Raw genomic sequence first — 15508 nt, 5'->3', positions numbered from 1 at the left:
CCCGCCTCAGGGGCAGGCGCCCGTCACTCGATGGGTGATGGGTGACAGGGTCGCGTACGCGCCCTTCCAGGTGATCTTCACGTCGAAGGCACCGGGGGTGTCGACCACGGGTGTGACGACCCGGTCGTACGACCCGCTGGCCGCTCCCGACACCGTGACGACATCGGATTCACGCGCGGGCATACACGCCTGGAAATCGACATTCACGATCGTCGGCGCCGTCGTGGCGGTGATGTTCACCGCGCCCGAGCACGAGCCCGTCTGCTGCGCGTGGCAGGCCTGCGCTCGCACCTGCCCCGGGGACGAGTCGGGGGTGAGCCAGAAGTCTCCTCGCCAATCCCCGTACATGTTGTATCGCGCGACGAAGCCCTCTTCGACATTGAGTGCCGGAGCCGACGACAGACCGTACTCGTACCGGTTGCCGTTCTTCGCCGGCGAGGTCGCCACAGTGTACGTGGTGTTGCCGCTGGGGCCGTCGACGGACCTGAAGGTGAACACCGTCGCGGTCGACGACTCCGCGACTCCGTAACCGTTCGAGGCGCAGGCCTTCACGTTGTAGACCTGATACTGCTGAAGACCCTGAATCGACGGCGAGGCGGACTGCACCTCGGCGCCGGATACCGAGAGCCGCCCGTTGCCGTCGGCGCTGCAGCTGGCATTGCCCGAGCGCCACGCGACGTAGACGACGTCTAGGCCCTGGGCACTGCCGTTGGCCTGCGCGGCGATGCCCGACACGTCGATCGACGTGTTGGTCGGTGAGCTCGCGTTGGTCCACGACGGATCGAAGTACGGAGAGCCCGCCACCGTCACCGAGGTGCGGAAGGCGCCGCCCTCGTTGCCACCCTCGCCGTTCGGCGGCTGGAACTCGCTGATGGGGACGATCGTGAGGTTCTGCGCTCCGGGCGACAGACCGATCTCCACCTGGGTCGTGCCCCCGTTCCGGGGAATCATCTCGCCGGTCTCCTCGATGCGGAAGGCCAGCGCGTCATCCGATGCGTCGATCGCGAGCGCGACGATGCCTCGACCGCGGTCGGAGCCTCCCGGGCGGTAGACCGGCGTCGCGGTCGCGTTCGAGACGACCGGCGCCGCATACGCCCAGCTCGTGAGGGGCGAGGTCGTGGCCGACGTGCCGACGGCGTTGACTGCGGCTGCGGTGAAGACGTGCGGCGCTCCGTTGACGAGCCCGTTCACGGTGCAGCGGTACGCGCCTCCCGCGGGACTGCATGAGGCGTTCGCCGGCGATCCGTCCTGCATGATCGTCACTCCCGAGACGCTCGGGTGTGCGCGCCCGGCCTCGCCGAGGGGCACCTCGAGCACCACGGTGGTGCGAGTGAAGCCGACCGTGGTGACGCTCGCGGGCGCCTGCGGGAAGCCCTGCAGGTCGAGCGTCAGGGTTCCTGTTCCGGTTCGCCCCTGCGCATCCGAGACCACGAACGGGATGACGCACTGCCCGCCGGGCGCCTGTCCGCCGCCGGGCCAGCTCGCCGTGATCGACTTGCTGTTCGACGTCGAGATCGAGGCCACGTCGCAGCGCGCTCCCGCGCCGAGCGACATCAGGCGCAGCCCGGAGCCGGGCTTGCCCGCGAAGGGGTCGTACTCGCCCGCCACGTCGACCACGTCGATCGTGCAGTTCGGGCTCGTCACGATGCACTGCTTCGTGAAGGTGGCCCCTCGCGGAGCATCCGGCGGTGCCGCGCCGACGACGAGACGGACGGATGCCGAGGGCTGCCCGTACTGCTCGACCGTGACGCTGATGTTCTCGCTGTTGCCCGGCTTCGCATCGGCGCGGGCCTCGATCGTGAGGGTCTTGCCGTTGGGCGTCACGATGAACGCCGACCCGGAATACACGACCCGGTACACGAGCGACCCCGCGTTGCCTTCGCGCCCGCCCTCCCAGGCGGCCATGTTGGCATACATGTCGATCGTCGCGGTGGCACCGGGGGCGATCGTGTGCGAGATGGACGAGAGCAGCAGCTGCGGCTCGGCCGGACGGATGCTGATGGGCACGTCGATGTACGACCAGCGCTCCTGCCCCTTGAGCCGCACGGGCACGAGGCAGGTGTCCGACCACGGCGCCTCGCGGCCCGCCCGGTAGGTCGCGCCACCGGATCCCTCCGCGACGCACGACGCAGCCGCACGCTGGGCGCCGAACTGACCGCTGCCGACCTCGATGGCATCCGATGCCGTCAGATCGACGTAGTCGCCCACGTCGAACGATGCCGCGGCATCCTCGTCGACCACGACGGGCGTGGACCCGGGCTTGAGCTGCACCTGCATGTCATCGAAGGCGGGGATGCGCAGGAATCCGTACGCGACGACGTCGCGTCCGCCCGACCCCTTGCCCTTGAGCTGGAACGGGACGAGCGCGCCCTCGGTCGGAGCGGTGCCCACGATGCGGTTGCCCTGCACGGTGTACCCGGGCTGGTCGCCCCACAGGCTCAGGGTGAGCGACGACGTGTCTCCCGACGGCCAGCTCACGCGATCGGTCACGACGTCGATGCCGCGGTCCGCGAGGTCATCGCGGTCGCGTGCGGTGAGGACGGTGTCGGCGACGCTCGGCTGATCGGCGACGGCACCGTCGGTCACCGTGACCACGATCAGGCCCTGCGCGGTGCTCGAGGTGCGCTTCGACTTGACCGTGTAGAAGTAGGAGTTGGTGCCGGCGGTGTCTCCCGCACGCAGCACGACCCGTCCCTCGTCGAGGTCGGTGTCGGAATCGATCAGCGCATTCAGTCGGTCGTACAGCGGGTTGCCCTTGACCGGTGGAGCGTTGGGCACCAGCTCGGTGATCTCGAGCTCGCTCTGCGCGGGGTCGAGATCGTTCGAACGGGGGTCGAGCACGATCGGGGTCTTCGAACCCGCCTCGACGCGCACGTAGTCGCTGAAGGTCACGGGGGCTGTGTCGTCGACGTCCGCGTCGAGCACTCCGATGCGGACCAGACCCGAACCCTCTTCACCCTGCGGGTCGCGCACGGTGTAGCGGAAGCTGGCCTGGCCGCCCTGGACACCGGCCGCGGGAGCCCGGTAGACGATGGACTCGCCGCTCGCCGAGATCGTCGCGGTGCCCGCGCCCTTCTCTGGCTGCTCGATGCCGGTGAGCACCACACGATCGCCGTCGCTGTCCATCCCGTTCGCCGGAACCCGCAGCGAGACCGTCTGGCCGCTGAGCACCCGACCGGTCAGAGTGGTCGGCGTCGGCGCGCGGTTCGTCCCCGGGGGCACGACCGTGACCGTCACGGTGCCGTTGTCGGAGAGCGACGGATTGCGCTCGAGCGAGACGGAGTACGTGAGCCGGTAGGTGCCCGGCGTGGTCGGTGCGAGGTACCGCAGCGCGTTGCGGTCGGCGAAGACGAGCTCGCCGGCCTCGCCGGATCCGGTGACCTCGGGGAGCACGACCAGCGGCTCACCTCGCGGAGCGACGTCGTTCGCCGTGACGGCGATGCGGGTGAGGGAGCCTGCGCGCACCGTGATCGCATCCGGGAACACGATCGGGCGGGTCACGGTCGACGGCGGGGTGAGGAAGACCGTGACGGTGCCTTGCACCGCGGCTCCGGAACCGTCGGCGACGGTCACCGTGGCCCTGCCGATGACTCCGGGCTCGCCGTCTTCGGTCGTGCCGTTCACGCGGATGCTCTCGTTGCCGACCACCCGCACGTTCAGCTGCGGAGTCGAGCTCACGGCGTCGGACAGCATCAGCACCCGGCCGCTGGTGTTCTGCACCGCACGCAGCACGTCGACGGTCGTGTCCTCACCTTCGCGGACGAAGGCGGTCAGGGGAGCCATCGCGAGCCCGGATGAGCCGTCGACGGCGGTGATGCGGATGACCGCGGACTGCTCGGCCTGCGTCGAGACGTCCTGGGCGGTGTACGTCACGACATACTGCCCCGGCTCTGCGACGGTCAGCTCGACCGTGCCCGAGGCCGCATTCGGGGTGACCTCGAGGCCCTGCGCGGTGGCGGCCGTCTGCACAGCATCGACCAGTCGGTACGAACCGGAGCCGCCGGACAGGTGATCGGAGATGCGGATGGACTGCAGCTCACCCACGCGGGCTGTCAGCGCGACCGGCGACGCCACGAGGGCCGGGCTGCCGGTGACCTGCACGTCGAGGGTCTTCTCGGCTGTCGCGCCGTGCACGTCCTCGACGACCACGGTGACGGCGATCACCGCATCCGCCGCGTTCGGGTCGGTGTGACGGATCGCCACACGACCGTCCGCCATCGGAACCACCATCACGGGCGATGACGAGTCGGTCTCGTAGGCGTCGCTGAGCACGAAGGGGTCGCCCTCGGGGTCGACCCAGCCGGAGAGTGCGGAGACCACGGTGCTGCCACCGGGAAGGAGCTGCGGAGTCGGCCACTCCTGCTGGCAGGCGTCGACGCCGCACCACACGGGTGCCGAGTTGACGCCCGCGTCGACGACGGTCAGGGTCACGGTCGCGGGCGGTGACACCGCCGCACCGTCGGTCACGGCGTAGGTGAAGGAGGTCTGGCCGGATCCCGCCTTGACGTTGACGACGAGGGACTGCCCGTTGGCGACGAGAGTCAGGTCGCCGAATGCGGGATCCCCGAGACCGCCTGCCACCGAGTCGGGGTCGATCGTCAGGACGTCCTTCTTGTTCGGATCGTGGTCGTTGAGCAGCACCGGGAGGATCACCTGCTCGCCGGCGCGGACGCCGAACGCGTCGTCCACGGCGACGGGGGGCAGCTGCTCCGCCACGTCCTCGACGATGATGGTGCCCTCCTGCTGCTCCGTCTCGTCTTCGATGGCCCACTGCTCGAGCGGGATCAACTCACCGTCTGGCGCCGTCCAGATGAGTCCCGTTCCGGTCTCGCTCAGCACTGCGCGGTCGCCGTTCTCCTGGAAGACCGGCTCGATCGTCGCGGAGTCGAGTGCCTCGTCGGGGACCCGCAACGGTACGGTCTCGCCATCGACCCACAGGGTGCCACCGCCGGTGTCGAGCCAGGCGGCATAAGTATCGTCGCCCACGACCACCGGAGCCGCGGGAACACCGGTGGCGTCCGCGACGCGCTCGGACTCTCCCGAGTCGAGGTCGACCGACACGAGTCCGTCGGAGTCGGCGATGAACAGGGACTCGCCCGCGGTGGCACCCTCCTGCAGGCGCGCATCGTCGGCGACATCGAGCTCGACGGGTTCGTCGCGACCCTGGAGCCACAGCTCACCGGACCCCGTCTGCAGCATCGCCCAGCGGTCGCCCACGACGGTCACGGACAGCCCCTCGCCCGCTTCGGGAGCCGAGGAGACGGATGCCGGATCTCCGAGGAATCGGTGTTCGTCGATGTCGAATCGGCGCACCGCGCCCTCATCGGCCGAGTACAGCACGAGCAGACCCTCGGGCGAGAGCCCGATCGCATCCGCCGTGTAGGTCGGAGGGTCCTCGCCCTCTTCGACCTCGACGCCCGCGAACGGGTCGACCAGCGCGGTGGCCGCACCCCGGTCGAGCGTCGTCACCGAGACCTGACCGGTGTCGGTGCGGTAGGCCACGTAGGGGCCTGCGGAGAGGATCTCCCTCGTGCCCGCAGGGGTCGGCTCGGAGGCGAGCGGGGTTCCCGCGTCGGACGAGTCGGACAGCAGATCGGTCGGGCTGGCCGGGTCGAGATCCCAGCGCTGCCTGTTGCCCTGCGCGTACAGAACCGCGGCAGATCCGCTCTGCCAGACGGCCTCGGGATCGTCGACGTTGCGCACCGTGTCGATCTCGGCGAGCTCGGTGTTCACTCGGGCGTACTGGCCGCTGTCTCGCATCACCCAGACCGCGGATTCGAGTCGGGGCACCTCCTGCGACTGGTATCCCTGCGCTGTGACGGCGAGGGTGACCACCACGGCGAGGGCTGCGACACCCGAGATCGCGGCGATCAGACGGCTTCGCGACCGGGGCTTGGTCTCCGCGCGGTTGCGGTCGCCGATGGCCATCAGAGGATCCCTGTCAGGTAGAGGACCGCGATGCCGACTCCGGCGAGCACGGCGGCGCCGATCAGCGCGCCGATCACGCCCGCGACGAGGGGCGAGCGGGTCTTGGTGCGGGCGGCGGGCAGGTCGTCGCGGTCGCGGGGTGCGGCCTGCTGGCGTGCGGCGCGGACGGCCCGACGCGAGTCGGGGGCCACCGTGGTGATCACGGGCCCGCGCGGCGCGGAGTCGGAGAAGCTCACCGGGGCGGCGGCCGCCCATTCGGCGGATGCCGCCTCAAAGGCTGTCGGGTGGATGCCCAGCTCGTACTGCGCCCAGCGCAGCCTCTCGGCGAAGTCGGCCATGCTCGCGAACCGCTTGGCGGGATCGCGGTGCATCGCGGTCGCGAAGATCTCGTCGATGATCGGCGGGATGCCGGGCACGGGCACGGCCGTGTAGCGGGCCTTGATGATCCGCTCGGTGAGCTGGTCGCGTGAGTTCGAGCCGCGGTCGGGCCGCTCGAACGGGCTCCGACCGGCGAGCAGTGTGTACAGGGTGGCGCCGAGGCTCCAGATCTCGCTCGGCACGGAGCCGGAGACGCGTTCCTGAAGCACCTCGGGCGAGCTCCACGGCACGGACATCGCGATCGTCTCTCCGTCGCCCTCGTCGATCACGGCGGCAGCGATGCCGAAGTCGGCGAGCACGGGAGCGCCGAGGGAGTTGATGAGGACGTTCGATGGCTTGATGTCTCGGTGCAGCAGCCCTGCCCGGTGCACGGTCTCGAGGGCACCGGCGATGCGCACGCCGGTGTCGAGAACTTCCGCGAGCGCGAGCGGCGCCTTCTTGTAGCGGGCGCTCATGGTGTCGGGGCAGTACTCCATCGCGAAGTACGGGCGACCGTCCGCCGAGATCGACGCCTGGTAGATCGTCACGATCGACGGGTGTGCGCTGAGGCGGGCGGAGATGTCGGCCTCGACGTTGAAGGTGCGCAGCACCTCACGGTTGACTGCATCCGCGAGAAGGACCTTCACCGCGGCGACGCGACGTGGCATGTCCTGCTCGTAGAGGAACACGTCGGCGAAGCCGCCGGAACCGAGCGGACGCACGTAGCTGTACCCCGCCAGCGTCGGCGGTGTCGATGCCATGCGCGTTGCCACTCATGCTCCTCACGGTCGGATGGGGAGACCGCGCCCTGCATGAACCCGGCGCGCTGCGCTGGGCGTTCCCCCCGATCACCGAGTATATCGAGGGGATCGACGATCCCGAGGGTCACTCGAAGTCATGGCCGGGCGCGGCAGGCTGCGCGGGGTGGGGTCAGGCCCGCCAGCATCCCTCGATGTGGTCGTCGACCATTCCTGCTGACTGCATGAGCGCGTACATGGTGGTGGGTCCGACGAAGCGGAAGCCGCGGCGGCGCAGCTCTTTGCTCATGGCCGTGGACTCGGGAGTCACCGCGGGGACGTCGGCGAAGGAGGCGGGGCGGATGCCGGGGGTGGGCGCGAACGACCACATCAGCTCGTCGAGCTCACCCTCTGCCATTTTTCTTACCAAGCGGGCATTGCCGATCGTCGCCTCGATCTTGGCGCGGTTGCGGATGATCCCGGCGTCCGCCATGAGCCGTTCGATGTCGGACTCGTCGAACTCGGAGACCGTCTCGACGTCGAATCCGCCGAAGACCTCTCGGAATCGAGGGCGCTTGCGGAGGATGGTGATCCAGGAGAGTCCTGCCTGGAAGCCTTCGAGTGCCATCTTCTCGAACAGCGCGCGGTCGCCGTGCAGCGGGGTTCCCCATTCCTCGTCGTGGTAGCGGCGGTACTCCGCATCGTCACCCACCCATGCGCAGCGTTCGCGGTGGTCGGGCCCGGCGATCAGAGACGTCATGTCCTCACGTTATCCGGGCGCACCGACACCGGCCGGGGTTCAGGGACGCTCGTACGCATGCCGGCCGGACGTGTTGCTGCTGGTGCGAAAGGTGTGGACGAGCATGCGCTCGCCCACACCCGGTGTCCTGCTGCGCCGGTCGGGGGATCGCTGTGCGATGTCGACCAGACCGATGGGGAGATCGGCCAGATCAGAACCGGCGTTGCAGATTTCTCGATCGGCGTGGGGCGCCGATCGAAGGGTGGCGATCAGCGAAGGGGAGGTTCGCTTTCCGCACCCCGTCTGGGGGATGCTGCGGGCATTGACCCGAGCATCTCGAGGAGGGAGGTTCCGAAGGCGTCGAGCGCCTCGGAGGCCGCACCGTGTGCGCCCTGCGCGAGGGCTGTGCGCGCCGCGGTGAGGAGTGCGCGCCTGCGTGGGCGACCCGAGTCGACATCCACCCCGTGACGGCGGGCCGTGTCGGGGTCGACGAAGAGCCGAAGCGGTTCGATGTGATCCCCGACGATCAGGGAGCCGAGGCGGCCGAACTCGCGGGAGATGAGTGCTTCGGCGAGGTCGAGATAGGCGGCCAGTTCGCAATCGGTGTCGGCGAGCGGGGCGCGCGTGGCCAGTGCCCCCGGCAGCGAGTCGGCCGATGAGCCGGCCAGCGAGCGCGTGAGTGAGTCCTTGACGATCAGTCGATCGACGACGCGGGCGCGCTCGATCATGTCGACGCGCGACCAGTCCGCGACGCGCGTTCCGGCATTCGGGGAGACATGCACGAATCGCATGTCGGAGAGTCGCGTGAGTGCCTCTCGGACGGGGGTGCGCGAGACCGCCCAGCTGTGAGCGAGCAGATCGAGACGAAGACGCTGACCGGGTGCGAGCCTGCCGCTGACGATCTCTGCGAGCAGGCGCTCGTATGCGAGTCCGCTGAGCAGTTGAGGTCGCAGCTGTTCCTCGAGGGAACCCATCGACATGGTCATGCCTTTCTCATGGTGCGGAACGCTGGTGAGCGGAGGTCTGCTCGGTCGTGCGAATGCCCTCAGGAAGAAGGACGTCGGCCGACATGCACCAGCCAACCTCCCGCGACGGGCCTCCGGTGGCATCACGGGTGCGCGTGCGCGTGCGGTGAGCCGACTACCAGTAGTCGGTGTGTAAGCGTCAGTGCTCGGCGCTCGGCGCTCAGTAGTGGATGCGGTGCGGTGCATGCTGAACCACCCGGTGGCGGGGGGTCAGCCGGTGAGGACCGGTTTCAGCGATGCGTGGCTTATCCGCGGGAGGCTGAGTCTCGGGGTGCGCCATCGTTGGTCGGGGTCCCACCATCGCGGACCTCGCACCTGCGGGAGGCCGTCGTCCATGCGGATCTCCCACCCGGAGGATCCGAGGGATCGGTGATGCCACCAGCACAACGGCACACCATTGTCCGTATGCGTCGGCCCACCCCTCGCATGTTCGGTGACGTGGTGGATCTCGCACCACGACGCGGGAACATGACAGCCGGGGATCAAGCATTCCTTGTCGCGGGCGATGATCGCCCGGCGTTGGTGCACGGTGAACACCCGGTCCGTGGTGGTGATGCCGATGATCCGGCCCTCATCCATCAGCACCCGTTGGATGGTCCCGGCGCAGGCGACGTGCGCGGCGACCGGGACAGGGATGTGAGCACCGGATCCGGGGATCGTCGCCCAGCCGTTGTTGCCGCCCGCTCCGCCCGTTCCGGACGCAGCGTTCCCGAAGGCCGCACCGGCTGCGTGCGAGCCGTGAGCGGCGAGGTCTTTCGCGTCGACGGTGACGACGAGCACCGGTGATGACCCACCAAGGGTGGGCATGTCCCTGTGGCGGGCCGCGATCGCGAACACCATCGCCAGGGCATCGTGGCGTTTCTGCGACGCGGTGCGATCATCGAGCACGCACCGCGGATCCGAGTTGAACGGATCGGCACCCGCCCCCGCACGGGCACCCGCACCCGCACCCGCACCCGCACCCGCGTCGGCATCGTCGCCGTCGCCGTCGCCGTCGCTGGGGGCGAAGTGGACTCCGGGCATCGGCGGGCCGTCACCCTTGGGGTTGAGGATCGCGTCCATGATCAGCTGCAGTTGCGCCGCGACGTCCGGGGTCAGATACCCCCGGATCGCATGCACACCGTCCGTCAACCGGCCGATCGTGATGCCTCGGCGACGGCGGGAGTCCTCATCCTTCGGTTCTTCCCCGTCCGGGTCGAACATCGACGCGAGATCCTCCGCAAGAGCCTTCAAATCCTGCGCCGTCGGCGCCGGACCCGATTCGCCCTCTTCGACGCCCGTGTCGACCCCGTGCCCGCGCGCGCACCCCGCCAACGCGACATCCGCCGCCAACCGTTGATCCACGCTGAGACGATCCCACACCCGCTCGATCGGACCCGTCGCCGCGAGAAACCCCGCCACCCCGACCACCCCATCCAACAGCGCGAGCCGCAACTCCGACCACCGCGCCGGCATCCGCTCCCCCGCCAGACTCACCGGCCGCCGCACCAGATCGACGACCGTGTCGACCCGCGACGCACCCCGCACATCCACCCGCACCGTCCGCTGCAACAACTCATTCACACCCCGACACCCCACCGAATGCGGAAAGTCCCCCGCATCACCCGTCGCAACGGTCTCGACGATCACCGCCTCCGCACGCCGGAAGACAGCCCCCGCACCCTGCAACACGGTGACCCGATCCGCATCCGACAACCCGGCGAGCGCGTCATCGGACAGCACCGTGTCGAGGTCGGCGATGACCCGATCCAGAAGCTCCACCGTGCTGTTCATACCCGCAAGTCAACCCGCAACCACCGACATTCACGCCCCGAAACAACCCCGAATTATCCCAGACCAGAGGCGTATTCCAATCTCTCAGAATGATGCAGCGAGAGACGCTCACCAAGGGTGCACAGGGTGGCGGCACTGACAGAGGGTCGCGAGCCGAAGAGACAGCCCAGGGCTAAAGATGCGCGAGCCGAAGAGGCAACCCCAGCAGAAAAGCACACGCCCCGAATAGGCAACCCGAGCAGAAAGGCACACGCCCCGACGAGGAACCCCGGCAGAAAAGCACTTGCCCCGGAGAAGCCAAACCCGGGAAAGCCGAGCGTGCGACACGGAGAACAGCGGGAGAACGACAGCCCTCCCCGAACGCCGAGGTGGCCCCGCTCGAAGAACGGGGCCACCTCTTCCACACAACCGCGGAGTTATCAGTCCGCGATGGTCTTGGCGTCGATGACGAAGCGGTAGCGCACGTCCGAGGCGAGAACGCGCTCGTAAGCCTCGTTGATCTGCGACGCCGTGATGACCTCGATCTCCGACGCAATGCCGTGCTCGGCACAGAAGTCGAGCATCTCCTGCGTCTCGCGGATGCCGCCGATGTTGGATCCGGCGAGCGAGCGGCGTCCGCCGATCAGCGAGGAGACATTGACGGCGAGCGGCTCGGCCGGCGCACCGACGCAGACCATCGACCCGCCGACGTCGAGGAGGCCGAGGTAGGCGCGCAGGTCGACCACTGCGCTGACCGTATTGAGGATCATGTCGAACGACCCGCGCAGCGAGCGGAAGGTCTCGGGGTCGCTGGTCGCGAAGTAGTGGTCGGCGCCGAGCCGGATCCCGTCGTCCTTCTTGTTGAGGGTCTGCGACAGCACGGTCACCTCGGCTCCGAGAGCATGCGCGATCTGCACGCCCATATGGCCCAGTCCCCCGAGCCCGACGACGGCGACGCGGGTGCCGGGTCCGACATTCCAATGCCGCAGCGGCGAGTACGTGGTGATGCCGGCGCAGAGCAGAGGAGCGGCGACATCGAGGGCGAGAGCATCGGGGATGCGCACGGCGAACGACTCGGTCACGACGACCTGCTCGGAGTAGCCGCCCTGGGTGATGGTGCCGTCGCGGTCGGTGCTTCCGTAAGTGAAGACGGCACCGTTCGAGCAGAACTGCTCGTCTCCGCGCAGGCAGTTACGACATTCACCGCAGGAGTTCACGAGACATCCGACGCCGACGCGGTCTCCGACCGCGTGCTTCGTGACCTCGGAGCCGACGGCGGCCACCGTTCCGGCGATCTCGTGCCCTGGTGCGAGCGGATAGCTCTGCGGGCCCCAGTCTCCGCGGACGGTGTGGATGTCGGAGTGGCAGATGCCGGCGAACGCGATGTCGATCAGGATGTCGTGTGCACCGAGCTCTCGGCGCTCGATCACGGTCTTCTCGAGCGGCGCGGCTTCGCTCGGTGCGGCGTAGGCGTGGACACGGGTCATCGAAGACTCCTCGGGTCGGTTCGGGTGGGGCAGACCGACACTACGGGGTGAACCTGTGTCGTTCCGGCGCTCGGATCGGTACCGTGGGGCTACGACTCCGGAGGGGAAGTCCTATGCGCCGATCATCCTTGACCGCCCGCCTGATCACGATCCTGATCGCTCTCATACTGACGCCGATAGCCCTGATACTGCTGTCCGTCGGCGGACAGACGGTGAACCTGACACTCTTCGCCTATGGATTCGACGGCTCGCTGGCGCCCCTGGTCGGGCCATTGCTTCTTCAGGCTCTCGGTCTCGCGCTGCTCATCCTGGTGGTGCTCACCGGCATCTGGAGTTCCGCCGGCCTGATCGTCGCCGGAATCCTCAGCATCGTTCCCCTGATCGTCGCCGTGTTCCCCGTCACGCTGTCGTGGATCATCCGGATCCAGCCACGGGACTGGGGCGACGGGCTCGTCTATGGAGTGCCTCTCGTCGTGCTCGCGCCCCTCGGGGCGATGGGATTGGTGCTCGCTCTCGTCCGCCGAGACCCGCGAGCGAGGGGCACCGCGCTGAGCGTGATCGGCATCGTCGCCGCGCCGCTGCTGCTGACCGCCGGCGCCTGGGCGCTCACCTGGGGCATCGCCGACGGAGCGCTCTTCGCCCTGCAGCGATTCGAGTTCGATCTACGCCCCGGTGCGGCATCGGCGGTCTTCGCCGGCGCGCTGCTCGTGATCGCGGGCATCGCCGTGACGAGATGGTCTCCCTTTGCGCTCGTGCTTCCGGCACTCGCGCTGCTGGTCGCCAGCATTCTGCTGATCGCCGCTCCCGAGACCGCGTTCCGGGTGCTGTCCGAGCTGCCGCGCGGACTGATCACCGTGGTTCCGACCCTGCTCCTCTATGGCGGCGGGGCCGCAGCCGGATTGCTGTATCTCGCCTTCACCGTCGTGCTGCTGCGCGTCCGAACCCAGTCGCGGCTCACTCCCGACGGTTCAGCGCACTCGGGAGACGCCTCATCCGCACAGGCACAGTACTCGGCGGGGCAGTATCCGGATGCGCAGTATCCCGGCGCACAGCATCCCGGCGCACAGAACGCTCAGACGCAGTACCCGCCGGCGCAGTTCCCACCTTCCGCGACGCGGCATCCGTACTCGCCGTCGCCCGGACAGCACCCCGCTCCCGGGCATCAGCCGCCTCCCGCACCGTACCCGCCTCAGCCCGGGGCCTGAGCGCGCAACCGAACCGACGACACCGGCTCCTATACCGGCAGACGACACCGGCCGGGATCCCACGATCCCGGCCGGTGTCAGAACAGTCGCGAACTCCGCGTCAGTGCTTGGCGTTCTTCTTCAGCACCTTCTCGAGCACCGGAGCATCTCCGGATGCAGCGAGCGCCGCGTAGTACTCGCGCGCTTCGTCCTGACGCTCGCGCTCGGCACCGGAGGCGATGGGTGCGCGCACATGCTCCGGCTCGTAACCGAACGCGTCGACGAGGTCGAGCGCGTACGGGCGGAGCCGCGTGCACAGCCGGTCGATGTAGCGCGACACCGCGGCCGCGCGCTGTGTCGACAGGCGCCCGTTGATGAGGTGCCACGCGAGGTGCTTCTCGATGAGCTGCAGGCCGAACAGGTCGCGCAGCCACGTGAGCACCTTCTTGGTGTCGGCGTCGTCGACGCGGTGGACGGCGTCGGTGAACGCCTCCCATTGCAGCAGCTCGCCGTGGGCCCGCGCGGCCTCGATCAGCTCGGCCTGGTTCTCGTTGAACAGCTGGGCGCCGAGCACCTTGTCCTTGCCCGCCGGACGGAGTCGACCGGCAACGTCGGCGACCATCTGCTGCACACGCTCGGCGAGCAGCTGGTGCTGCTGCTCCTCACGCAGACCGTTCTCGACCGAACGCGCGACCTGACCGAGGTCGACGACCGACTGACCGAACTGGCGCAACCCCGCACCGTGGAACACCTTGCCCGCGGTCATCCCGACGGCGAACTTCGCGAGCGCCGCAGCATCCTTGCCTGTGAACTGCTTGGCGTAGTCGGTGAGCAGACGCTTACCGACGAGCTGCAGCAGAACGTTGTTGTCGCCCTCGAACGTGACGTAGATGTCGAGGTCGGCACGGAGCCCGACGAGGCGGTTCTCGAACATGAATCCCGCCCCGCCGCAGGCCTCACGAGCCTCCTGCAGCGTGTCGAGCGCATGCCAGGTCGACAGCGGCTTGAGCGCCGCGGCCAGAGTCTCGAGGTCTTCGCGGTCGTCGGGGGTGTCGGTGCGACCCGAGAACACTCCGTCGAACTTCTGCAGGAATTCGTCGTGCGCGAAGATCTGCGCATACGTCGTCGCGAGGCGCGGGAACAGTCGGCGCTGGTGCTTGCCGTAGTCCAGCAGCACGACCTCCTGCCCGTCGGCTCCGTCGAACTGGCGGCGCTGGGTGGCGTAGGTGATCGCGATCTTCAGACCGAGAGCGGATGCCCAGGAGGCAGCGCCGTCGAGCGAGACCCGCCCCTGCACCAGCGTTCCGAGCATCGTGAAGAAGCGACGACCCGGGCTGTCGATCGCGCTCGTGTACGTGCCGTCGGCGGCCACGTCGCCGTACTTGTTCAGCAGGTTCGTGCGGGGGATGCGGATGTGGTCGAAGCTCAGGCGTCCGTTGTCGATGCCGTTGAGGCCGCCTTTGAGTCCGTCGTCCTCCCGGCCGATGCCGGGCAGGTCGACGCCGTCATCTCCGCGCAGCGGCACGTAGAAGCAATGCACGCCATGATTGACGCCGTTCGTGATGAGCTGTGCGAACACGGTCGCGGCGATCCCGTGCAGGGCCGCGTTGCCGAGGTATTCCTTCGTGGCGCCGCGGAACGGCGTGTTGATCACGAACTCCTCGGTCTCGGGATCGTAGGTCGCGGTCGTGCCGACGGCGGCCACGTCGGATCCGTGCCCGATCTCGGTCATCGCGAACGCGCCGGGGATCGAGAGGTCCATGACACCGGGCAGCCACTTCTCGTGGTGCTCGGTGGTGCCGAGCTGCAGGATGGCGGAGCCGAAGAGCCCCCACTGCACGCCCGACTTGATCTGCAGGCTCGGGTCGGCGACGACCAGTTCCTCGAAGCCCGCGATGTTGCCGCCGTTGTTCTCCTCGCCGCCCAGCGATTTCGGGAACGCGCGATGGACGGCCTTGTTCTCGACGAGCAGGTGCAGCTGGCTGAGCACGCGCTCGCGGTGCTCGTCTTTGCCCAGTTCGTCCTTGCGCCAGAACGCCGAGTCCTTGATCATCTCGCGCGCCTCGCGGCGGGTGTCGGCCCAGGTGCCCATCAGCAGATCGGTGACCCTGGCGACGTCGAACGTCAGGTTCGCGTCAGCATTGTCGGTGTGGGGGCGAGTCGTCTTCGGACGGACGGCGGCGTCGACCATGAGCATTCCTCTCAGAGGGAAGTAAAGATGCTTCCATGGTAGGTCTGCCACAACCAGGGGCGAACTGCCCTGTGGTCATCCTCTAACAACGAGCGGGCACGGCGCCCC

Annotated in this window: 8 protein-coding genes; 1 reads left to right on the top strand and 7 read right to left on the bottom strand. The window is 68.6% G+C overall.

Annotated elements, in window-relative coordinates:
- Window positions 1–6 precede the first annotated feature (6 nt).
- The 6 genes from MRBLWH13_RS00370 to MRBLWH13_RS00345 all read right to left on the bottom strand — a co-directional run bounded on the left by MRBLWH13_RS00370 (window position 7) and on the right by MRBLWH13_RS00345 (window position 12025).
- Window positions 7–5928 carry an Ig-like domain-containing protein gene (locus MRBLWH13_RS00370; RefSeq protein WP_341956384.1) on the bottom strand — a complete coding sequence of 1974 codons (5922 nt, stop codon included), beginning with the start codon at window positions 5926–5928 and terminating at the stop codon, window positions 7–9.
- Window positions 5928–7058 carry a serine/threonine-protein kinase gene (locus MRBLWH13_RS00365; RefSeq protein WP_235560702.1) on the bottom strand — a complete coding sequence of 377 codons (1131 nt, stop codon included), beginning with the start codon at window positions 7056–7058 and terminating at the stop codon, window positions 5928–5930. The genes MRBLWH13_RS00370 and MRBLWH13_RS00365 overlap by 1 nt, the downstream gene beginning before the upstream one ends.
- 157 nt (window positions 7059–7215) lie before the next feature.
- A complete protein-coding gene (locus MRBLWH13_RS00360) occupies window positions 7216–7782 on the bottom strand; it encodes a DNA-3-methyladenine glycosylase I (RefSeq protein ID WP_341956383.1) in 567 nt (188 codons plus the stop codon).
- Between the two features lie 248 nt (window positions 7783–8030).
- Window positions 8031–8747 carry a GntR family transcriptional regulator gene (locus tag MRBLWH13_RS00355; RefSeq protein ID WP_341956382.1) on the bottom strand — a complete coding sequence of 239 codons (717 nt, stop codon included), beginning with the start codon at window positions 8745–8747 and terminating at the stop codon, window positions 8031–8033.
- 249 nt (window positions 8748–8996) lie between these two features.
- Window positions 8997–10559, bottom strand: coding sequence for a DUF222 domain-containing protein (locus MRBLWH13_RS00350; protein WP_341956381.1), 1563 nt, complete (start codon window positions 10557–10559; stop codon window positions 8997–8999).
- Window positions 10560–10978: 419 nt separating this feature from the next.
- Window positions 10979–12025: an NAD(P)-dependent alcohol dehydrogenase gene (locus tag MRBLWH13_RS00345; protein WP_341956380.1), complete on the bottom strand. Its 1047-nt coding sequence runs from the start codon at window positions 12023–12025 to the stop codon at window positions 10979–10981.
- Window positions 12026–12138: 113 nt separating this feature from the next.
- On the opposite strand from MRBLWH13_RS00345, the gene MRBLWH13_RS00340 reads away from it, so the two are divergent.
- Window positions 12139–13230: a hypothetical protein gene (locus MRBLWH13_RS00340; RefSeq protein WP_341956379.1), complete on the top strand. Its 1092-nt coding sequence runs from the start codon at window positions 12139–12141 to the stop codon at window positions 13228–13230.
- Between the two features lie 100 nt (window positions 13231–13330).
- Here the strand turns inward: MRBLWH13_RS00340 and MRBLWH13_RS00335 are convergent, their stop codons facing one another.
- Entirely contained in the window at window positions 13331–15400 is a 2070-nt protein-coding gene (locus MRBLWH13_RS00335) for an acyl-CoA dehydrogenase (RefSeq protein WP_341956378.1), read from the bottom strand.
- Window positions 15401–15508: the final 108 nt, after the last annotated feature.

Origin of the sequence: Microbacterium sp. LWH13-1.2 (genome assembly GCF_038397735.1) — a bacterium.
Lineage (GTDB): Bacteria > Actinomycetota > Actinomycetes > Actinomycetales > Microbacteriaceae > Microbacterium.
This window is presented reverse-complemented; position numbering and strand designations above follow the sequence as displayed.